This window comes from Pontibacter sp. GD13 (genome assembly GCF_058216355.1).
Genome location: NZ_JBYZMQ010000005.1, coordinates 180,561 through 201,208, shown reverse-complemented (window position 1 = coordinate 201,208; position 20,648 = coordinate 180,561). Strand labels below are relative to the sequence as shown.

The following is a 20,648-nucleotide window of genomic DNA, read 5'->3' as shown; positions in this document are numbered from 1 at the left end:
TGTTATGCGGTTTAAAAAGTACTGGTTTGTATCATTAGCACCAGCGCCACACCTGCTGCTGCGCTGGAGAGCACCATAATCCAATCGCGTTTTTTGGCGTGCAAAACATTCAGCACAAGGAAAGCGATCACCAGTAAAAGCAACACAATCAGCAGCTGTCCTAGTTCAATACCCACGTTAAAGGCCAGCAATTGCAGCCAGGTATCAGTGCTGCGGCCTAACAACGCTTTCAGGTAATTAGAAAAGCCCATGCCGTGTATCAGGCCAAACAGAATGGCCATTGCGTTGTGCAACGACAAAACAGTGGCCTGTTTCGGGGTGGCGCCTTGCAGCTTAAAAAAGTTGGCAACGCAGGTGATAAATATAGTGACCGGAATCAGGAACTCGATGAGAGCGGTGTTAAAGCTGATCAGGTTGAACGTAGACAGCGCCAGGGTAATGGAATGGCCGATGGTGAAGCTGGTAACCAGCGCAATTACTTTCCGTGTGTCGTTTAATGTGTAAATAGCGCACAGGGCCAGTAAAAACAACATGTGATCGTAAGCCCCAATGTTAAAGATATGGTAAAAGCCTAACTTTAAGTACGTTGAGAAAACAGAAGACACAGCTGTTGAATAAGTAAATTACAGGAAAATGTTAAGGGGCAAATTAAGTGTTTAAACTTGTAGATACAATAGTTGTGCCGCAGATATACCCTGAAAAGCCTGAATGGAAGGCATTATTCGACAAAAGTATGAATTATCTCGACTAACGTGCCCAGCTTTCCCGTGCATTTCCCGTAGTTCGTTTACTTGATGATGCGCTCGAGCACGGTCTGTGTTTTGCCGTCTGTGGTTTTGTGGATCATCTTGTTGCTGTTCACCCAACTGACCAGGGCCGTGTCGATCTGGGTGCCATACTTTATGCTGAGGATGTTCGTTTCGGGGTTGTACAGGTAACCGCCCTGCAGGCCTCTGCCATCGGAGCCGAGTACCATTCTAAACCGCCCCGACTGCTCGTATACAAACAGCGTTTCGCTTTGTACCAGGGCTTCTTTCAGGTTCGTTACGCCCTCGTTGCCGTCTAACTGCATCCCAACGAGTTTCCAGCTTCCGACAATAGAGTAGGTGCTCTGCTGTACCGGAGCGGTGCAGTGGGTGAAGGCTACCAGGAGTAACAGGGCAATAAGCCGGAAGTATGTTTTCATGGGTAATGCTTGGGCCAGGTTGATGTACTAAAGCTAGGGATTTTTGTTGAAATTACATGCAGCTTTTGCTAATCGCCATTTTCCTGGCAAATAGTTGCAGTACCAACAACAAACAAAAACGGCCACCTCAAAGGCAGCCGGTTTTTTAAATATCCAGGGAAATAATATTATGCCTACTCCCCCGTCGGTATTTCCACATCCACGTTGTTGAACCGGATCTTTCCGTCTTCCATCACAGCCTCAACCACAGAATCTTTGCTGATCTGGCCAGACAGGATCTCCTTCGAGAGTTCGTTGAGCACCTGGCGCTGGATCACGCGCTTGAGAGGACGGGCACCGAACTGCGGATCGTAACCCTGCTCACCCAAATGGTCCAGCACCTCGTCGGTGGCGATCAAACGGATGCCGGCGTCTTCGAGGCGGTTCTGAATCTGTCGGAACTGGATGGTCACGATCTTGCGGATGTCGCCACGGCTCAGCGGACGGAACATTACCAGCTCATCGATTCGGTTGAGGAACTCCGGCCTTACGGACTTTTTGAGCAGGTCAAACACCTGTTCCTTGGTCTCCTCAATTACCTCGTCGTGGTTAAATTCATTCATCTTCTCAAAGTTCTCCTGAATTATACCGGAGCCAATGTTCGAAGTCATGATGATGATGGTGTTCTTGAAATTGACCACACGGCCTTTGCTATCCGTTAAGCGGCCATCGTCTAGCACCTGCAGCAGGATGTTGAACACGTCCGGGTGCGCTTTCTCTATTTCGTCGAGCAGCACCACAGAGTAGGGCTTGCGGCGCACGGCCTCAGTCAGCTGGCCGCCCTCATCGTAACCTACGTATCCCGGAGGCGCCCCCACCATGCGGCTAACGGCGTGTCGCTCCTGGTACTCGCTCATGTCAATGCGCACCATGGCGTTCTCATCGTTAAACAGATAGTCGGCCAGCGCTTTGGCCAGCTCGGTTTTTCCCACGCCTGTAGTGCCCAGAAAGATAAACGAACCGATCGGCCGCTTCGGGTCCTGCATACCGGCGCGGCTGCGGCGCACGGCATCCGAAATGGCCTCAATCGCCTCTTCCTGGCCGGCTACTCTGCGGCCCAGTTCCTGCTCCAGGTGCAGCAGTTTTTCGCGGTCTGACTGCAGCATTTTGCTAACCGGAATGCCCGTCCACTTCGCCACGATACTGGCAATGTCTTCGGAGGTAACCTCTTCCTGCAGCATGGGGTTCTCGCCCTGCATCTCGTGTACCTGCTCCTGCAGCGTTTTCAGGTGGGCTTCTGCCTCCTGAATTTTGCCGTAGCGCAGTTCTGCCACGCGGCCGTAGTCGCCGGAGCGTTCGGCCTGGTCGGCTTCCAGTTTATACTGCTCAATATTTTCCTTCTCTTTCTGGATGCCTTCAATGATCTGTTTTTCATTCTGCCACTTGGCTTTCAGGTCATCGCGCTTGCCACTCAGGTCGGCGATCTCCTTCGATAGCACCGTTTCCTTATCCTTGTCGTTCTCGCGACGGATGGCCTCGCGCTCAATCTCCAGCTGCATGATGCGGCGTTGCAGTTCATCCAGCTCAACGGGCAGCGAATCTATCTCGATGCGCAGTTTGGCGGCGGCTTCGTCCATCAAGTCAATGGCTTTGTCTGGTAGAAAGCGGTCGGTAATGTATCGGTTCGAAAGCTCTACTGCAGCTATAATTGCATCGTCTTTGATGCGCACCCCGTGGTGCACCTCATACTTGTCTTTGATACCGCGAAGTATAGAAATGGCGTCGGGCACACTTGGCTCATCCACCATCACCGCCTGGAAACGACGCTCCAGCGCTTTATCCTTCTCGATATACTTCTGATATTCCTTTAAGGTAGTGGCACCGATGGCGTGCAGCTCCCCACGCGCCAGAGCGGGTTTCAGCAGGTTGGCAGCGTCCATGGCGCTCTCGCCCCCTGCGCCGGCGCCGATCAACGTATGAATCTCATCGATGAAGAGAATGATGTCCCCTTCCGCGTCTGTCACCTCCTTGATCACGGCCTTCAGCCGCTCCTCAAACTCGCCCTTATACTTTGCCCCTGCCACCAGCAAGCCCATGTCGAGGCTCATCAGCGTTTTGTTTTTCAGGTTCTCGGGCACGTCGCCGTTTACCATGCGCTGCGCCAGACCTTCCACAATAGCGGTTTTACCCACGCCAGGCTCACCCAGCAGCACAGGGTTATTTTTGGTGCGGCGGCTCAGGATCTGCAGCACGCGCCGTATCTCCTCGTCGCGACCAATTACAGGGTCTATTTTACCGGACCGGGCCATTTCGTTCAGGTCGCGGGCGTAGCGCTTGAGCGAGTTATACTTTGCCTCGGCGTTCTGGTCTGTTACCTTAGATCCACCGCGCAATTCCTTGATTGCCTTTTTCAGGTCTTTCTCATTAAAGCCAACGTCCTTCATCAGGCCAGCCACTTTGTCGCGGCCCGCCAACAGGCCCAGTAGCATGTGCTCGATAGCGACATACTCATCTCCGAACTCCTTTAAGTAGGATGTTGCCTTTTGCAGGGCTGCATTTGCATCGTTAGCCAGGTACGGACTGCCACCGCTCACCTTGGGGTAAGCCGCCACAATATCGTCCAGCTTGCTGTGCAGAATATTGCCATTGATGTTCAGCTTCTGCAGCAGGAAGTTGGTCACATTCTCATCCGTTTCCAGGATCGCTTTTAAAATATGGCCGGTTTCAATCGCCTGCTGCTGGTTGCCGCCAGCAATCTCAGTAGCCTTCTGAATGGCCTCCTGGGCTTTTATAGTATAGTTGTTAAAGTTCATGTGGATGCTTGTTTTCTTACCATTTCACGTCTAATGCTATACTAGCAACTTACGCACCAGTGGTACTTTTGGGTGAGTAATATGTAACTTTGGCATGTTTTAAGATTATGGGTTTAGCTTTTCAGGACAAAATGTCTGAATCAGGATTTGCAGGATAGGGAAGGATGTACAGGATGACTGGGAGCTTAAAATTAGGAAGATTATGAAGGTGATTTATAGCTATTATTGAACACCTTTTTATATTGAAGACTGATCGCACCGAAATTGATAAGGAGACCAATTGGAAAGTTGTAAGCAACTGTATAGTTTTTGGCTTGCGCTAAATGAATGTCCTCCAAATTTATCAACGCCTTCAATTCGACTACAATATTATTTTCAACTATAAAGTCTGCTCTTCTGCTTCCAACTTCTACACTATTATAGTATATAATCTGCTCCTTTTCACGCTCAAAGTTGAGCCCAACTTGTTTCAGTTCAAGGGCTAGACACCGCTGGTAAATAACTTCCTGAAAACCACTACCCAACGTGTTATGAACTTTCATTGCACAGCCAATTATTTTAAAAGTTATCTCATCCAACTGCATCGCTTAATTATTAATTCTATAATCTTTTAAATCTACCCATAATGAAAAAAATCCTGTTTATCCTTCTCTATCCTGCAAATCCTGATTCAGACATCCTTCTTAAAAACCGCCGCATAATGGTCCGCCAGCCGGGTTGGCTCGGGTAGTTTGTGCTTTAGGGCACAGGCCATTGCTATTTCCGTAGCTGCATCCAGGTCCATCAGGTGGCCGGGAGATACGAATACAGGCTTCACATTATCCTTGGTGCGCAGCACGTTGGCGATAATTTCTCCTTTAAACTCCAACGGGGACAAGGAGCCTTTGGTAGGGGCAGGCTCTTTATACTTGCCCACCAGCACTTTCTTGGCCACGCCCATGGTAGGCTTCTCTAGTTGCAGGCCCAAGTGGGTGGCGATGCCCAGTTTACGGGGGTGCGAAATGCCATGGCCATCCACCATGATCAGGTCGGGCTTCTGCTGTAGTTTCTGGTAGGCCAGCAACAGGTTGGGCGCTTCTCTAAAAGAAAGAAAGCCAGGAACGTACGGCAGCTCCACGGGGCCATGGTGCCATACTTTTTCCAGCACTTCCAGGGCTGGGTAATTAAGCAGTACGAACACCGACAAAATCGTGTCTTCCCCGATAAAAGAGGAGTCGCAGCCGGCGATCAGCTTCAGGTCGAAGTCGGGTTTCTGAATAAGCACGCGCTCCTGCATTTTTGTTTGGAGCACTTTTAGCTCCTGCATAAGCGCCGGATCAGGAGGGGGAGCATCGAATCTTCGGTAGTAGGCCATTTTTTTAAGTTTGACTTTTGAGTAACTGCTTGATTGAGCGAATGATCGAATCTTTTTGATTTAACTGGGGCAGGTACGAAAGCTGCAAGGTTCTGCCTTGCTATGTGCTATATCCGGACTTGACCTTTATTTAACCCATATTGAATCAATGAATGTTTGCTTACGCGCTGCAGGGGTAAATGAGCTTAGCAAACAGCAGGCGCCAGTTTTTATCTATGTAGCCAAAATGAAACTCGAAGGAGGTGTTGGTGTGCAGTACCGATTTTTGAACGCGGGGCAACGTGGTCTGGATGCGCTTGATCTCCTGCATGGGTAAGCTGGCGTAGTTCCAGTACCCGCTTTTCTGAAACTTTTCGGGTGTCCACACAAAACAGCCATCTTTACTGTAGCCGCTTGTGCCGGCCTCATAATCCACATTGTTGCAGCTAAAGGCAGGCCATGGTTCCTCTTGCAGGTTGCACGTTTTTACTTCCTGGGCCACCGTGAAAAAAGAGCGGTCCAGGTATTCCCGTTTAAAATCCCTGATGTCGGTGAAGTAGGTCATTTTGGGCACGGCACCGGGCTGCTCAATAAACCAAACACCAAATTGAGGATGGATAAACTGATTTAAGGCAGCAGTGTCGGCGTTTTGCAAAGCCTGGAAGAACCGGTTAAAGACACTGGTGAAGTCAGCGGAATCAGGGGGCGCGGTTTCATTTTGCGGCATAGCCGATTTGCCTGCGCTCAGCGCTGAATCTGACCTGACTGCTTCTGAATTGGCCGTATCGCCGGAATGAGAGGTATCAGGGGTGCAGGAAAAGGTTGTAAGCAGCAGTAAAAGCAAAAGGGCAAAAATGCGCATCGTAAAATATAGTTGTTTGTATACTTTACGCAGACAGGCAGGCTGGGATATGGCTTCGCTGAACTTTGGCCATGGCAGGTCGTAACTTTATATAGACCTATTATGAACCTAAGCTGACCCGAACATCAGCCTAAAATACAAAGCTATGACAAACTATACTTTTAACGACAGCGTGCAGCTTACCCTGCAACAGGTGCAGCTAACCGGCGACTTGGCAGTGCCTGAACAGGCGAAGGGGCTGGTCATTTTTTCGCATGGAAGCGGGAGCAGCCGCCTGAGTCCCCGCAACCGTTATGTGGCCGAGCACTTGCAGCACAGCGGCTTTGCCACCCTGCTTTTCGATCTGCTAACCCCCGAGGAAGACCAATCAAGTGAGAGTCGCTTTGACATTCCGCTCCTGACCCGGCGCCTGATCGAAGCCACACACTGGGTTGAGGAAAACGACAGGATCAGCAACCTGAATATCGGCTATTTTGGGGCCAGCACCGGGGCGGCTTCGGCCCTGGGGGCTGCCGCCGCTCTTGGCGACATTATTAAAGCCGTGGTAAGCCGTGGTGGCCGCCCCGACCTGGCCGACAGCGTGCTACCCGATGTTCAGGTACCAACTTTGTTAATTGTAGGAGGGAAGGATGAAGAGGTTGTGGGCCTGAACCTGCGGGCCCATGACAGGTTGCAGTGCCTGAAAGACATGGAAATAGTCCCCGATGCCACCCACCTGTTCGAGGAGCCCGGCGCTTTGGAAATGGCGGCACAACTGGCCACCGACTGGTTCCGGAAATACCTGGAACCTGGCAAGCAGCACCCCCTGCATCAGGACAAGCCATAAGATTCATTTGCAAACCTGAAGTTTCAGTAACTGAATGGCATGTGTAGATGTGGAATGTCCGACGAGTGGAATTTTGAAGCTGTTTTTTGGGGGGGTAATATTATGCCAAAAAATTCAGTGATTCACTTAATCAAAATCATAAAATGCAATGGAAAAGATACCGAGCCGGGAAGCAGCTGCCTGGTTGCTGGCCGACCGCTTAGAAAAGTATAAAGGGCGGCCGGGGGTGGTGCTGGCTATTCCGAGGGGAGGCGTGCCTGTGGCGGCCCCGATCGCGAAAAGGCTTGGCATGCCACTGGAGGTGACTGTCTCCAAAAAAATAGGGCACCCGCTAAACAGTGAGTTTGCAATAGGCGCTGTAAGCCTGGAGAGTGTGACAGTGGATGACCGGGCGGATGTGACGCCTGCGTACATCGCCGGCGAAGCGAAAAAAATCAGGGAGAACCTACAGCAAAAGTATAAGCTCTTTATGGGCAACCGGAAGCATGTGCCCCTTAAAGGCAAGGTGGTGATCATTGTGGATGACGGCATTGCCACCGGTAAAACACTGGAAGCAACGATTGAGCTTGTAAAAAAGGAACAGCCTGCTGAGGTTGTAGTGGCAGTACCTGTGGCACCTTACGCGGCCATAGATCATTTCCGGATGCTGGTTGACGAAGTGGTGTGCCTGTTAGTGCCCCCGTTTTTTCAGGCAGTAGGCCAGTTTTACGAAACGTTTACGCAAACCTCGGATGAAGAAGTGATCCGGTTAGTGAAAGAACAGGAGGATGCAGGTGAATCCGAATAAGCCTAATGCGCCAGGATGAAACTGTTGTGCATGACCTGGTCCTCAGCATGCACCTGCACCAGGTATACGCCCGACCTGTCTGAAGCCTGCATGCTGACGCGCTCATTCAAGCTGCCATCCAGGGTGCAGCGTGTACTGAACTGCCTGACCAGTTTTCCATCGGTGCTGTAAATGCTTACCCTGATCTCTGTAAACGGCTCCTGCGCCCGAAGTTCCAGCATCACCGTTCTGTTAGTGCTCAGAGTGGGGTAGATATGTAAAAGGCTCTGGCTGTCGGCGCTTACCCCGGCAGCGTGCAACACCTGGGTTTTCTCAATCTGAATGGTTTCGGAAGTACTGCTGCTGCCGTTTTTACTCACCTGTTTTAACTTATACTTTAAGATGCCAAAAGGCGCCGTCTGGTCGGTATACGTATATGTTTTGGCTGTTTTTGAGTTGCCCGTACTCTCTGTTATTCCAATTGGCACGAACGCTTCGGAGGCGACTGCCCTCAGAATTTCAAAATGTTTGTTTTCATTCTCGGAGGAGGTCTTCCAGGTTAGCAGCACTTCGTTGGTTTGGGTAAGCTCAGAGGTGAACTGCGTGTAAACAACCGGCGCCTCCTCCTCCATGGCTCCCATCAGGGCATCGTACCATTTCAGCGCCATCTTTTCCTCTCCGGCGGCATTCGGGTGCACGCCGTCCCAGGTATGCACGCCGGTGGTAGGGTCGAAGCCTTCGTGCTGCTCTACCAGCGTAACCGGCGACGAAGCGGTGTGCAACTCCTTTGCCAGGCCCGGAATTCTGTCGTTCAGCATGCGGATGTTGGCTGCCGCCTGGGGGCCCACTTTTTGGTCGTAGGCCGGTATAAGGCTGGCCATAAGAATTTTTACGTTGGGGTTATCGGCCCTTACCAGCCGCACTACTTCCCGCAGTTCATCAATTGTTTCGGCTACAGGCTGGTTGCGGAACATATCGTTGGTGCCCAGGTGCAGCAGCACCATATCGGGAGTGTAGCCTTCCAGCCATTCGCTCAGTTTGCCTTTTGTGGGTTCCTCGTTGTGGCCGTACAAAACCTGGTCTGCGCTCCAGCCCCAGTGGCCCTCGTTGTCGGGGTCAAAGTGCTGGCCTTTGTGCTTGGGCCAGTCGGGGTTGCCGTTTTGCTGCACACCATGCGACCCTACATAGTCTATCGCAATGCCTGCGTCAATCAGTTTCTTCCAGAGGTTATACCTGTAACTGTAATTTTCTTTATTGGATTGGGTGATGGAGTTACCCAGGGCCATAATTCGGAGGGGCGCTGCTGCAGCGGTAACAGCCATGCACAACGCAAAAAAAAGGAAAGGTATGATCCTGATTGAAATCAGCGTAAAGAAAGATGCCATAGCAAAGTCGTTTTTGGAACACTTGAACTTTAAGTAGACGATCAAGTGAAATAAATAGTTATAAGTTATACTTTTTTTGTGTCGCTGCGCCTTGCTGAACGCTGCAGAGGCAGTATGTTATTGTATACAAAGCTGCGCACAGGGAGCAGGCACGGTGTAGCCTGACTGACAGCAGCAGCCCTCAACCTACATGACTAAAAACTGTAAATTTGACGATGTTTGCGCGGGTAAGCCCTGTGCCGGGCTGTGTTGTGCTGGAACATAAGCGCGGGGCAGGAATGTGGTTATTTCCCTGACCAATATCAAAAAGACTCTTATATTTGCTACCATGATCTTTAGTCGCTCCCTTAAAAAGGGAGTAGTATGTTTTTAACCTATCAGAACGACATGACCAAAACAGCCAAAATAGTTTATACCATAACCGACGAAGCGCCTGCCCTGGCCACGCGCTCTTTTTTACCTCTTGTTGAAACGTTTACCAAAGCTGCCGGTATCGAGGTAGAAACCAAAGACATCTCGCTGGCGGGCCGTATCCTGGCTGCCTTCCCGGAGAAGCTAACCGGGCAGCAGCAGCAAAGCGACGACCTGGCTTACCTGGGCGACCTGGCTAAAACCGCTGAAGCAAACATCATTAAATTACCCAACATCAGCGCCTCTGTTCCGCAGCTGAACGCGGCTATTAAAGAATTGCAGTCGCAGGGGTATAACATTCCTGATTACCCTTCTGACCCTAAAAACGAGGAAGAGCAGGAGGTAAAGGCCCGCTATGCCAAAATATTGGGCAGCGCCGTGAACCCGGTGCTCAGAGAGGGCAACTCGGATCGGCGCGTGGCCGATGCCGTGAAGCAGTATGCTAAAAAGAACCCACACTCGATGGGTGCCTGGTCACCGGATTCTAAAACGCATGTGGCGCACATGGAAAGCGGTGATTTTTACGGCAGCGAGAAATCGACTGTGGTAGAAAACGCCGGCAATGTGAAAATACAGTTCGTGACGGCAGACGGAACCACTAAAACACTCAAGGAAAAAGTTTCCCTTTCGGCGGGTGAGGTGATTGATACGGCCGTGATGAGCCGCAAAGCGCTGCGCGCTTTCTTAGAAAAGGAGATCGAAGACGCCAGGAAGAACGACGTGCTGCTCTCGCTGCACCTGAAGGCAACCATGATGAAGGTCTCAGACCCGATCATGTTCGGCCATGCCGTTACCGTTTTCTTTAAGGATGTGTTTGAAAAGCACGCCGACACTTTCAAAAAGATCGGTGTGAACCCTAACCATGGCTTGGGCGATGTGTATGCCAAAATTCAGAGCCTGCCAGCCGACCAGCGCGAGGAGATTGAAGCCGACATTAAGGCGGAGTACGAAAAGCGACCTGAGCTGGCCATGGTAAACTCCGATAAGGGCATCACCAACCTGCACGTGCCAAGCGATGTGATCATTGACGCCTCTATGCCAGCCGCTATCCGTTCGTCGGGCAAGATGTGGGGCACAGACGGCAAGCTGCACGATACCAAAGCCATTATACCGGACCGTTCTTATGCCGGTATTTACCAGGAGACAATCAATTTCCATAAAGAGAACGGTGCGTTTGATGTAACCACCATGGGCACGGTGCCGAACATCGGGCTGATGGCCCAGAAGGCCGAGGAGTACGGCTCGCATGACAAGACTTTTGAAATGGCGGAGGCAGGAACCGTGCAGGTAGTGGATGCTGCCGGTAACACGCTGCTGGAGCAAAAGGTAGAAGAAGGCGATATCTTCAGAATGACGCAGACAAAAGACCTGCCTATCCAGGATTGGGTGAAGCTGGCTGTAACCAGGGCACGAATCACCAACACGCCAGCTATTTTCTGGCTCGACCCACAGCGTGCCCACGATGCCAACCTGATCAAAAAAGTAGACCGTTACCTGCAAGACCACGACACGGCGGGGCTGGAAATAAAGATCATGTCGCCGGTAGAGGCCATGCGCTATACACTGAAGCGCGCCAAGGCAGGCAAAGACACCATATCGGTAACCGGCAACGTACTGCGCGATTACCTAACCGACCTGTTCCCGATTATTGAGCTGGGAACAAGTGCTAAAATGCTCTCAATCGTTCCGTTGCTGGATGGCGGCGGTTTGTTTGAGACAGGTGCCGGCGGGTCGGCACCAAAGCACGTAGAGCAGTTTACAGAAGAGAATTACCTGCGCTGGGACTCGTTAGGTGAGTTTCTGGCTTTGGCCGTGTCGCTGGAAGACCTGGCTCAGAAAACCGGTAACGAGAAAGCCGAAGTGCTGGCCGAGGCGCTGAACAAAGCCAATGCCGAGTTCCTGGAAAAAGACAAGTCGCCATCTCGTAAAGTAGGCGGCATCGATAACCGCGGCAGCCACTTCTACCTGGCACTTTACTGGGCGCAGGCACTTGCCGAGCAGACCAAAAACCAAGAGCTGAAAGAGAAGTTCTCGAAGCTGGCCAAAGCGCTGACAGATAACGAGCAGAAGATCGTGGACGAGCAGATTGCCGCGCAAGGCAAACCCGTTGACATCGGCGGTTACTACCACCCGGATGCTGAAAAGGCTAGCAAAGCGATGCAGCCAAGCGAAACGCTGAATCGTATTCTGGCTGAGTTTTAATCAGAAGTATAAAGTATAAAATTGGAAAGGCTGCCTGAGAGATTGGGCAGCCTTTTTGGTTTTTGAGTATTTACTACAAAAGTACTAGTAGTAGTTAACTTTAAACGACCTTTCATTTACGAACTCTTTGGCCTCTTAGATAAAAGATTATCGTACCTGCCAGACCAATTGCAGCAGTAGTATAACCATAGCCGATAAGGAAACCATAACCTTTTGAGTCTGTGCCAAACACTACAGACAAAGCGATTGCTAATAGTCCTGAAATCATCACAATTATCATCTTGTGATACTTTGTAAGATTTTTCATAAGCTATTATATCTGTCCAATAAAAACATGCTTATCCATTCCGCAAAAATTTGCTACCTGCTATTTTTAATATTTTCCGGGCTTTGCATTGCCGGTTATGCTAGTACCAATATAATAAAAGCTTCGCTTAAACGCATTTAGACAGGATGCAAATTATACCAACTGAAGTTTTTATCAGACAGATTCCTTTGTTCTCTCTAAGTTCTGCAATACAGTAATTGAGATGGCAAGTATATTTTTTTAGCTATGCGAAACGTTTTATTGCATTTCGATTGACATGCCGCAAGTTTTGAGCAAGCGCAACTTAAGGCTTGTTTATGAGCTTAGTTTGTGAACGCTTACAATTACAAACTACACATTCGCCTTTACAAACTGGCGCTATTTCTAACCACCAGTTACCGCTTCGCTACAACTGGCAGTATGTATTTATTATACTTTATGAGATTGGCTTTACAAACAATCTCATCCCATTCTAGAGCATTTGTGTAGAAATTCTCCCCTTGAGGGGAGTTAGAGGGGGGGTACATTTATAAGTAATTTGTAGCAACAGAAGCAGGAAGCGTAGCGACCGTTTTTACCCTATATGCCGCCCCTATATGCCGCAAGTTTAGCGTGAGCGTAACTTGTGGCTATCTATGAGGCCAGTTTGCAACTGGCGTATTCCATAACCATACTTACGCCAGTTACAAACTGGCCCTACTTTCCACCACCAGTTACCGCTTCGCTCAAACTGGCGGTATGTTCGTATAGTAGTGGCATGAGCCGAAACTTTAAGATCAGCGACCAGAGCAAGTTGCACTTTATCTCGTTTGCTACTGTAAATTGGATAGACGTTTTTACCAGACCTGCTTATAAGGACATTGTTGTTGATAGCCTGAACTATTGCATCAAGAACAAAGGGCTGGAAGTATACGCGTGGTGTATCATGTCAAATCATATTCACCTGATAGTTGGCTCGGCAGTAGAAAATCAGTCTGGTATCATTCGCGATCTGAAAAAACATACTTCCAAAACCATAGTAAAAGCCATTTTTGATAATCCACAGGAAAGTCGCAAAGAATGGATGCTTTGGATGTTTGAGCGTGCAGGTAAGCTAAATTGCAATAATCAAACTTTCCAGTTCTGGCAGCAGCACAACCAGCCTATCGAGCTAAACACAAATTTCCTGATGGAGCAGAAGCTAAATTATATTCACAGCAACCCTGTAGAAGCTGGTTTTGTGCGGGAACCGCAGGACTATCCCTATAGCAGCGCCATTGACTATGCTGGAGAAAAGGGTATGGTGGAAATTATACTTCTCCACTAACCATACCGCCAGTTTGAGCGAAGCGGTAACTGGTGGTGGAAAATAGGGCCAGTTTGTAACTGGCGTGTTCCATAATTTTACTTTCGCCAGTTACAAACTGGCTTCATGGATAGCCACAAGTTACGCTGTCGCTAAACTTGCGGCATTAAATGCTTAAAGTATAGATATACTATAGTAAAGGATTACATACTGTCTTTTGCAGAGGCTTGCTTTACTTGCCTGGCGCGTAATACATAAATAGAATAGATATACAACGTCTCTCCCCTGTACCTGATCGGTACTGATTGCTTAGCTAGCACATCGTACTGCAGCTTTACCTCCCGAGGGAGCTGATCTGTTTCCAGAACCAGCAATGTATTGACCGGGGCTGGATTCCATCCGCTGGCAGACCAAACTATAAATTGATCATATTTCTTGTCTTCGCTGAGGCAGCGCACATATTTGTTGCCCGAATAAAAGGCAAGTTCGGAGGCAACCTGGTAGTTTGTGGCTACTAGTTCAAATGGAGCGAGAGCCTTGTAGGTATGGCTCAGATCATTTACTTGCTGGCCCAGCTGCTGCCACCCCACCAGCCTTTTTAAAGGATCGGAGCGCACCGGCATAATCCGGTTCATACTGGCGAAATCCTGCACGGCAGGAAACAAAAAAAGTACCAGCAAGCCGAAAGTCAGGTAAAAAGGGAGGCGGATTTTCAGTAAACGCTCTTCCTTTACAACAAGGTAAGCAATAGCGATTGGCAGCAGCATGCAACCCGTGTTGTACCAGTTTACCTCTACGTGTTTGGTAATGGCAATGCAGGCGAAGAGCAGCAGGCAACATAGCGCAGGAACCGTGATCAGGGTTAGCTTTTGTTTGTCGCTAGCAGGCAAAGGCAGCCTGCCATGGAATGTGACGCGCAAGAGCAAGGGGAAAAAGAAAGGGGAATTGACCAGGATAAAGCCCCCAAATAATTCCGTCAGGTTTTTCATGGATTTGAAGGCTTGTGTTTGATGCTGCGCCCCCGCCAGGTGAAGCAAGTGTTGCACCATCATCCAGTGGTGTTGGTAATTCCAGAGGAGCAGGGGCAGGTTAAAAAGCAAGACGATCGAAAGCACCAGCGCTTGCCCACTTGCATAGCGTTTTCCGTTTTGCCAGAACAGTGGCCATACTAAAGGTACTATAAAAAACAGCATTGCCTGTTTCGAGAGGCAACCCAGGCCAAAGCCTAGCCCTGTTGCTAACCAATACCACGGCGTGTTCTGGTCCAGAGCTTTCAGAAACAGGTAAAAAGTGCAAACCCAGAAGAACAGCAACAGCGAATCGGTGGTGAAGAACGTGGAAGCCAGCACGAAGTAGGGCATTACACTAAGTAAAACGGTAGCCAGGTGTGCCAGTTTCCTGCTGGCAAACAGAAGCATACTTACTTGATAGAACACGTAAAGCGTGGCCGCCCCAAAAGCAAGGGCTGTGAACCTGATCACCAGTTCGTGGTCGCCAAAAAGGCTGCTGGTGGCGTAATTGACCCAGGCAATAAGCGGTGGCTTAGAGTAATAAGCCCAGGCCAGATGCTTGGACCAAAGCCAATATTGCGCCTCCTCTGAAAACAGGTTGTACCCCGAAATCAGAAAACCTACTTTTAAACTGGCGTACGCACACCAGTAAACAATACGATATGCAGCCGCAGGTATGGCAGAACTTTTTAACATCTTGATTGCTGTTAACCACACAACATTCTTAACACCTTAAGCCATTAAGCGAGAACACTTTTAACTAGTAACCTGGGTGCTCTATTTGCTACGTAGGCTGTTGCAAAGGTTTTTGATTGTGCGGTATTCTTGGTGTGAGCTCATAAAAAGTGAGCAAAAGTATGAACTGCCTTGCCGGGTAGGTAAACAACCGGGGTGTCATTTTTAACGCCATTGCAAAGGTCCATACATGGCATAAACAGGCGCAATGCTTATAATCTTTTCATCAACTGCGGCATTCATGCTTCTGCCTGCTTCATGGAGTAACAAAAGCAATATCCGTTTACAGCTGGAAGGGATAAAACAGAAGGGGCAGCCAAGTATGGCTGCCCCTTCTGTTTTATCCTGATAAATAAGTATTATCTCCAGGTCTTAGTACCCGAACAAGGTCTTCAGATCCAGTTGCTTCACTTTGCCGTATTTTTCCAGTGCCTTAAAGTTAAGCTTGTCTTTCGAGCCAATCACAAGTATAACCTGCGGCTGGCCTTTTACATACTTCTGCTGGAACTCCTTCAGTTGGTCAAAGGTCATGGCGTTGGCGCTCTGGTACACATCCTGACGGATATCATAGTTAAGGCCCAGTTTCTTGGCGCGCTCGTAGTCGAACAGGATGCCGGCTTTGGTAATGCGCTCCGTAGAAATACTGTTGCGCAACGAGGCGCGGGCATTCTGGAAGTTCGCATCGGCCAGTGGCATGTCCGTTAACAGGGTTTGCATACCGGCCATGGCCTCAGCCAGCTTATCAGACTGTGCCCCGATGTAGGAGATCAGGTAGTTGGCGCGGTCTTTTTTGGCAGCGGGGCTGTAAAAAGAATAGGTAGAGTAAGCCAGGGCCTTCGATTCGCGCAGGTCCTGGAACACAATGCCGCCCATGTACTCGTTATAAAGCCTTACCACCGGAACAATGTCCTTGTTGTAAGGAACAGACTTGCTCAGGAACAACATCTCGGCCTGTACCATGTCATAATCTGCCCAGTAAACGGTTGGCTCCTTAAAATCAATCTCGGCGTACTCTTTCTCGGCAGGTACTGGCTTTAACGTGGCGGGCACCATGTGGCCCTCATTCAGGGTAGCTGCCAGGTTTTCTGTTTCACGTGGACCATAGTATAGCACGCGATGCTCGTAGGTTGGTATGCTCTTGATGATGCTCACCAACTCCTGTGGTTTCACGGCCTTCAGCTCTTTCTCGCTCAGCAGGGTATTGAACGGGTTCTTCTTGCCATACTTGGCATAATTCACCATGGCCTGCTGCAGGATAACGCCTTTGTTCTTCTTGGCATCGGCACGGGCTTTTAAAATACCCGCTACCATATCGTTCAGGGCTTGCTGATCGGGTTTGGCGTTGGCCAGCACACTCTCAAACAGGTTCAGGCCTTTCTCGAAATTTTCATCCAAACCGGTCAGGCTTACATAAACCTGGTCGCCGGAAGAGAACACATCAAACGAGGTGCCTAGCTTAAAGAATTCCTTCTGCAGTTCCTCGGCAGTATACTTATCGGTGCCCAGGTACTTGAGGTAGTTCACGGCCATACCCAGTTTCTGGTCGTTGTTGGTGCCCATGTCCAGGATATAGTAAAGCTGGAACAGGCCGTTGTCTTTGTTTTTCGTGTACAATAGCGGGATGTCCTGCTTCAGTTTGGTTTCTGCAATATCTTTGCTGTAATCCAGGAATACCGGCTGAAGCGGCACCACCTCTTTGGCCATAAATCCCTTGTAGTAATCGGACTGCGCATCGCGGTTCACGGCTACGGGTGTAATGGTAGGCTTTTCCACTTTCATGGCATTTGGGTCTTTGCCGTTGCGCTTGTACACCAACACATAATTGTTGTTGAAATACTTGTTGGCCACGTCCATCACATCTTGCTTGGTAATGCTGGCAAACTCCTGCTGGCGGCTCACAAACTTTTTCCAGGGCATGTCATAGATAAAAGCGGTCACGAAGGCATCCGCACGGTTGCTATTGTCCTCGTAGGCCTTCATGGTGTTAATCTTGTCGTTGTTGACCACGGCCTGTATCAGCTCTTCATCAAAATCGCCTTTCTTTACCATGTCCAGCTGCTTCAATAACAAATCGCGCACCTGGTCCAGCGACTGCCCCTGGCGTGGCATGCCCGTCATCCGGAACGTGCCGTAGTCTTTCATGGGCGTATCGTAGGCGTAAGCTTGCAGCACCTTCTGTTGTTGGTTCAGGTTCAGGTCAACTAAACCGGCCTGGCCGTTATAAAGCAGGTTGCTGATCATCTGCACTACCAAAGCATCCTTAGAGTTGATGCCCGGTGTGCGGTAGGCAATGGAAACGTTCTCTGCATCCGGGCCAAGCACCTCTTTCACGATGGGCTTCTGAATCGGCTGCTCCTGCGCTACAGTGAAACCCGGTACCTGGCTTTTCTCAATGCCTCCCCAATATTTGTCGATCAACCGGATGGTCTGATCGAAGTCGATGTCGCCGGACATGGCGATGGCCATGTTGTTGGGCACATAATACTTATCGAAGTAGTTTTTTATTGCAGTGATAGATGGGTTTTTCAGGTGCTCGATGGTGCCGATTGTCGTCTGCGTACCGTACTGGTGTGTTGGGAACAGTTCGGTATTAATCACCTCTGCTACCTTGCGGCCATCGCTGTCCAGGGTGCGGTTCTTCTCCTCGTACACTGCCTCCAGCTCGGTATGGAACAGGCGCGGCACCATTTCCTGGAAACGATCCGACTCCAGTTCCAGCCAGCGCTCCAGCTGATTGCTCGGAATATCGTTGGTGTATACGGTCTGGTCTACCCAGGTATAGGCGTTGGTGCCTTTTGCGCCAATAGCCGTGAGCAGCTTGTCGTACTCGTTGGCAATAGCAAAGGTGGCGGCCACCCCGGAAACAGAGTCTATCTGGTGATAGATTTTTTTACGCATGGCTTCATCAGAGGTGTTTCTGTATTTTTCGTACAGGGCTTCAATTTTGGCCAGTTCCTCCTTTTCCTTCGGCCAGTTGGCAGTGCCTAGTTCGGTTGTGCCTTTAAACACCATGTGCTCCAGGTAGTGCGCCAGGCCAGTGGCATCGGCGGGGTCGTTTTTGCTGCCTGCCCGCACGGCAATGAACGTCTGAATGCGCGGTGCCTCCTCGTAATCTGAAAGATAAACTTTCAGACCGTTACTTAAGGTATAGATACGTGCGTTCAGCGGATCATCGGGCGCTGTTTCGTATATATACTCTTTTTCGGCAGTGGCCGCAGTGGCTGTAGCGGCCGTTTCGGTGCTGGACTGTGTCTGATAGGCTTCGTTTTTACACTGCGTGAGTGTAAATGTTAAGGCAACCAAAAACAGGGATGACGCTCTTTTAAGGATCATAGTTTTTTTGTTGTTAGTGATGATAGAACTATACGAACGTAATATATAACGGACACTAAAAATCAGTGTCAAGACCAAATCGTTGCTTTAAATCGACGATCACCGGAAATTTTTCTGCCAGATAGTTAAACTTATCCTGCGAGGTATAGAGTTTGCGCCCTTCATCATGTGCCTCCATCACCTCTGCCAACAGCTTTATACTTTTGTTGCCGGTTTCCTGCTTTAGCTCCCGCAAGATGGCAGGGCGCAGCGCCGTAAACTGGTCCATCATCACATGGTTTTCCAGGTGAAGTATAACTTCGTTTTCAGGCCCAATGTGGTACTGCCGGTTCAGGAGCGTGTACTCCATCATGTTCTCGGCTTTCTTGCGGCGCAGAATGGCATGCCACACGGTTTTTAGTTTGGCCTGATCCACGGGTACGGCAGCGCCATAGGTCGTATCTTCCTCCTCTTCGGCAAGGGCCACTTCCGCTACGGCAGCCTTTTTGTTTTGCAGGTCTTTCAGGCTGGGCAGCTTGCCCAGTTTTTTGGGCGGCGGCAACTGTACGCCCACGCGGGGCTTATCCGGACCCCGTTCCGGCCCATGGCCCGGGGGCGTTTGTGGGTTGGCAGGTGCAATGTGCGCGTCCGGTGTTACCTCTTGTGGCATAGGGGGCTGCTGCAATCCCTCCGATGGTACGCTGTCCGGGGTAGTGGGCTGCTGCAAGCGCTCAGAAGGTACACTCTCTGGCGTAGGCTGCTGTAACTCCTCGGACGGCACTTTGCCGGGCGGGTTTGCCGGCTGCAGAGCTGCCGAGGGCGCAGCTGTGGCGCCTGTTGTAACGGTAGGGGCTGGCGCCGGAGCCGCTACCTTAGCTTTTTTTGATGTGTCACCGGTCTGCGCGAAACGCAGGGCTGCATTCAGGTGCGCCATTTTCATCAGGCACAGCTCCACGTGCAGGCGCTGGTTCTTGCTGCTTTTGTAAGTGGTGTCGCAGGTGCCTACCAGGTTAAGGCCCGAGAGCAGGAACGACACGCTGGAACCAGCCGATTGTTCGGCATAACGGGCTCTGATGTTGTCCGACACCTCCAGCAGTTGCACTGTCTGGGGGTCTTTGCACACCAGCAGGCTGCGGAAGTGCTCGCCGATCCCGATCAGGAAGTTATGGGCATCAAACCCGTTCTTCAGAATCTCATCGAAAAGCAGCAATGCCCCCGAAAGGTTCTGCTCCATCAAGTGGTCCGTTAACCGGAAGTAGTAATCATAATCCAGGATGTGCAGGTTTTCAACTGTGGCCTTGTACGTAACATTGCTGCCCGAGAAGGTTACCATCTGGTCGAATATGGAGAGGGCATCGCGTAGGGCGCCATCCGCTTTCTGCGAGATCAGGTGCAACGCGTCAGGCTCGGCCTCTATACTTTCTTTTGTGGCGATACTGCCCAGGTGGTGCACCATGTCCTCTATCCTGATCCGGTTGAAATCGAAGATCTGGCAACGCGAAAGAATGGTGGGGATGATTTTGTGGCGCTCGGTGGTGGCCAGTATGAAAATGGCGTAGGAAGGCGGCTCCTCCAGCGTCTTCAGGAAAGCGTTGAAGGCCTGGTTGGAAAGCATGTGTACCTCATCGATGATGTAGATCTTATACTTGCCCGTTTGGGGTGCATAGCGCACCTGCTCCACCAGATTCCGGATATCCTCCACAGAGTTGTTAGACGCGGCATCGAGCTCATGGATGTTAAAGGAGCTGTTGCTGTTAAAGCTCCGGCACGACTCGCACTCGTTGCAGGCCTCGGTGCCGGCAGTGATGTTCTGGCAGTTGATGGTTTTGGCCAGGATACGGGCACAGGTGGTTTTACCCACCCCGCGTGGTCCGCAAAACAGAAAGGCCTGGGCCAAATGCTTGCTGCTAATGGCATTTTTAAGGGTATTGGTTATATGATGCTGCCCCACCACGCTGTCGAACGTGGTCGGACGGTATTTACGCGCTGACACTACAAAATTTTCCATTACTACAAAGATAATCAATCTGAAGCTGAATTGGGAGTGCTTTTTATTGGGTTTTATCTACTTGAAAAACTACCGGAAGTCATGCTTTAACATAAGTTGGAGCCTGTTTTAAAAAAATTGATTCATTTATTTTTCACGGTAAATATAGTTTAGCTGGCTTCATGGCCAAATTCGCAGAGCAATTGAATTAAAAATCAGAGCCTGCAAAAGTAAGTGCCTACAAATGGA

General features: G+C 50.0%; 15 protein-coding genes. 4 read left to right on the top strand and 11 right to left on the bottom strand.

Annotation, left to right across the window (positions count from 1 at the left end):
- Nucleotides 1-11: 11 nt before the first annotated feature.
- The 6 genes from AC4BAN_RS09645 to AC4BAN_RS09620 all read right to left on the bottom strand — a co-directional run bounded on the left by AC4BAN_RS09645 (nucleotide 12) and on the right by AC4BAN_RS09620 (nucleotide 6,173).
- Nucleotides 12-605 carry a HupE/UreJ family protein gene (locus AC4BAN_RS09645; protein WP_490564187.1) on the bottom strand — a complete coding sequence of 198 codons (594 nt, stop codon included), beginning with the start codon at nucleotides 603-605 and terminating at the stop codon, nucleotides 12-14.
- 182 nt (nucleotides 606-787) lie between these two features.
- Nucleotides 788-1,186 (bottom strand): hypothetical protein, encoded by a 399-nt coding sequence (locus tag AC4BAN_RS09640; protein WP_490564186.1) that lies wholly within the window; start codon nucleotides 1,184-1,186, stop codon nucleotides 788-790.
- Nucleotides 1,187-1,359: 173 nt separating this feature from the next.
- Nucleotides 1,360-3,978, bottom strand: a complete 2,619-nt coding sequence (gene clpB, locus AC4BAN_RS09635; protein ID WP_490564185.1) for an ATP-dependent chaperone ClpB — start codon at nucleotides 3,976-3,978, stop codon at nucleotides 1,360-1,362.
- A gap of 200 nt (nucleotides 3,979-4,178) precedes the next feature.
- Complete coding sequence (locus AC4BAN_RS09630; RefSeq protein WP_490564184.1) at nucleotides 4,179-4,562, bottom strand: GxxExxY protein; 384 nt, start codon at nucleotides 4,560-4,562, stop codon at nucleotides 4,179-4,181.
- An 86-nt stretch (nucleotides 4,563-4,648) separates the two neighbouring features.
- Entirely contained in the window at nucleotides 4,649-5,332 is a 684-nt protein-coding gene (nfi, locus tag AC4BAN_RS09625) for a deoxyribonuclease V (RefSeq protein ID WP_490564183.1), read from the bottom strand.
- Nucleotides 5,333-5,492: 160 nt separating this feature from the next.
- Nucleotides 5,493-6,173: a hypothetical protein gene (locus AC4BAN_RS09620; protein ID WP_490564182.1), complete on the bottom strand. Its 681-nt coding sequence runs from the start codon at nucleotides 6,171-6,173 to the stop codon at nucleotides 5,493-5,495.
- A gap of 145 nt (nucleotides 6,174-6,318) precedes the next feature.
- Here AC4BAN_RS09620 and AC4BAN_RS09615 point away from each other — a divergent pair, with 145 nt between their 5' ends.
- Both AC4BAN_RS09615 and AC4BAN_RS09610 read left to right on the top strand, forming a co-directional pair.
- Nucleotides 6,319-6,999 (top strand): dienelactone hydrolase family protein, encoded by a 681-nt coding sequence (locus AC4BAN_RS09615; protein WP_490564181.1) that lies wholly within the window; start codon nucleotides 6,319-6,321, stop codon nucleotides 6,997-6,999.
- A gap of 148 nt (nucleotides 7,000-7,147) precedes the next feature.
- Nucleotides 7,148-7,786: a phosphoribosyltransferase gene (locus tag AC4BAN_RS09610; RefSeq protein ID WP_490564180.1), complete on the top strand. Its 639-nt coding sequence runs from the start codon at nucleotides 7,148-7,150 to the stop codon at nucleotides 7,784-7,786.
- A 2-nt stretch (nucleotides 7,787-7,788) separates the two neighbouring features.
- Here the strand turns inward: AC4BAN_RS09610 and AC4BAN_RS09605 are convergent, their stop codons facing one another.
- Nucleotides 7,789-9,150, bottom strand: coding sequence for a GDSL-type esterase/lipase family protein (locus AC4BAN_RS09605; protein ID WP_490564179.1), 1,362 nt, complete (start codon nucleotides 9,148-9,150; stop codon nucleotides 7,789-7,791).
- Nucleotides 9,151-9,537: 387 nt separating this feature from the next.
- Between AC4BAN_RS09605 and AC4BAN_RS09600 the strand changes: the two genes are divergently transcribed.
- Nucleotides 9,538-11,763 (top strand): NADP-dependent isocitrate dehydrogenase, encoded by a 2,226-nt coding sequence (locus AC4BAN_RS09600; protein ID WP_490564233.1) that lies wholly within the window; start codon nucleotides 9,538-9,540, stop codon nucleotides 11,761-11,763.
- Between the two features lie 112 nt (nucleotides 11,764-11,875).
- Here the strand turns inward: AC4BAN_RS09600 and AC4BAN_RS09595 are convergent, their stop codons facing one another.
- On the bottom strand, nucleotides 11,876-12,070 hold the full coding sequence (locus AC4BAN_RS09595; protein WP_490564178.1) for a hypothetical protein: 195 nt from the start codon (nucleotides 12,068-12,070) through the stop codon (nucleotides 11,876-11,878).
- Between the two features lie 757 nt (nucleotides 12,071-12,827).
- On the opposite strand from AC4BAN_RS09595, the gene AC4BAN_RS09590 reads away from it, so the two are divergent.
- Complete coding sequence (locus tag AC4BAN_RS09590) at nucleotides 12,828-13,376, top strand: REP-associated tyrosine transposase (protein ID WP_490564177.1); 549 nt, start codon at nucleotides 12,828-12,830, stop codon at nucleotides 13,374-13,376.
- A gap of 182 nt (nucleotides 13,377-13,558) precedes the next feature.
- Here AC4BAN_RS09590 and AC4BAN_RS09585 read toward each other — a convergent pair whose 3' ends face one another.
- The 3 genes from AC4BAN_RS09585 to AC4BAN_RS09575 all read right to left on the bottom strand — a co-directional run bounded on the left by AC4BAN_RS09585 (nucleotide 13,559) and on the right by AC4BAN_RS09575 (nucleotide 20,420).
- A complete protein-coding gene (locus AC4BAN_RS09585; RefSeq protein WP_490564176.1) occupies nucleotides 13,559-15,061 on the bottom strand; it encodes an ArnT family glycosyltransferase in 1,503 nt (500 codons plus the stop codon).
- Between the two features lie 411 nt (nucleotides 15,062-15,472).
- Nucleotides 15,473-18,433 carry a M16 family metallopeptidase gene (locus AC4BAN_RS09580; RefSeq protein ID WP_490564175.1) on the bottom strand — a complete coding sequence of 987 codons (2,961 nt, stop codon included), beginning with the start codon at nucleotides 18,431-18,433 and terminating at the stop codon, nucleotides 15,473-15,475.
- A gap of 55 nt (nucleotides 18,434-18,488) precedes the next feature.
- Complete coding sequence (locus AC4BAN_RS09575) at nucleotides 18,489-20,420, bottom strand: DNA polymerase III subunit gamma/tau (protein ID WP_490564174.1); 1,932 nt, start codon at nucleotides 20,418-20,420, stop codon at nucleotides 18,489-18,491.
- Nucleotides 20,421-20,648 lie beyond the last annotated feature (228 nt).

What these genes read in the sequence shown, in the direction of transcription:
- AC4BAN_RS09640 (WP_490564186.1), bottom strand. Translation starts at nt 1,186, where the DNA reads ATGAAAACATACTTCCGGCTTATTGCCCTGTTACTCCTGGTAGCCTTC.
- clpB (WP_490564185.1), bottom strand. Translation starts at nt 3,978, where the DNA reads ATGAACTTTAACAACTATACTATAAAAGCCCAGGAGGCCATTCAGAAG.
- AC4BAN_RS09630 (WP_490564184.1), bottom strand. Translation starts at nt 4,562, where the DNA reads ATGCAGTTGGATGAGATAACTTTTAAAATAATTGGCTGTGCAATGAAA.
- nfi (WP_490564183.1), bottom strand. Translation starts at nt 5,332, where the DNA reads ATGGCCTACTACCGAAGATTCGATGCTCCCCCTCCTGATCCGGCGCTT.
- AC4BAN_RS09620 (WP_490564182.1), bottom strand. Translation starts at nt 6,173, where the DNA reads ATGCGCATTTTTGCCCTTTTGCTTTTACTGCTGCTTACAACCTTTTCC.
- AC4BAN_RS09615 (WP_490564181.1), top strand. Translation starts at nt 6,319, where the DNA reads ATGACAAACTATACTTTTAACGACAGCGTGCAGCTTACCCTGCAACAG.
- AC4BAN_RS09610 (WP_490564180.1), top strand. Translation starts at nt 7,148, where the DNA reads ATGGAAAAGATACCGAGCCGGGAAGCAGCTGCCTGGTTGCTGGCCGAC.
- AC4BAN_RS09605 (WP_490564179.1), bottom strand. Translation starts at nt 9,150, where the DNA reads ATGGCATCTTTCTTTACGCTGATTTCAATCAGGATCATACCTTTCCTT.
- AC4BAN_RS09600 (WP_490564233.1), top strand. Translation starts at nt 9,538, where the DNA reads ATGACCAAAACAGCCAAAATAGTTTATACCATAACCGACGAAGCGCCT.
- AC4BAN_RS09595 (WP_490564178.1), bottom strand. Translation starts at nt 12,070, where the DNA reads ATGAAAAATCTTACAAAGTATCACAAGATGATAATTGTGATGATTTCA.
- AC4BAN_RS09590 (WP_490564177.1), top strand. Translation starts at nt 12,828, where the DNA reads ATGAGCCGAAACTTTAAGATCAGCGACCAGAGCAAGTTGCACTTTATC.
- AC4BAN_RS09585 (WP_490564176.1), bottom strand. Translation starts at nt 15,061, where the DNA reads ATGTTAAAAAGTTCTGCCATACCTGCGGCTGCATATCGTATTGTTTAC.
- AC4BAN_RS09580 (WP_490564175.1), bottom strand. Translation starts at nt 18,433, where the DNA reads ATGATCCTTAAAAGAGCGTCATCCCTGTTTTTGGTTGCCTTAACATTT.
- AC4BAN_RS09575 (WP_490564174.1), bottom strand. Translation starts at nt 20,420, where the DNA reads ATGGAAAATTTTGTAGTGTCAGCGCGTAAATACCGTCCGACCACGTTC.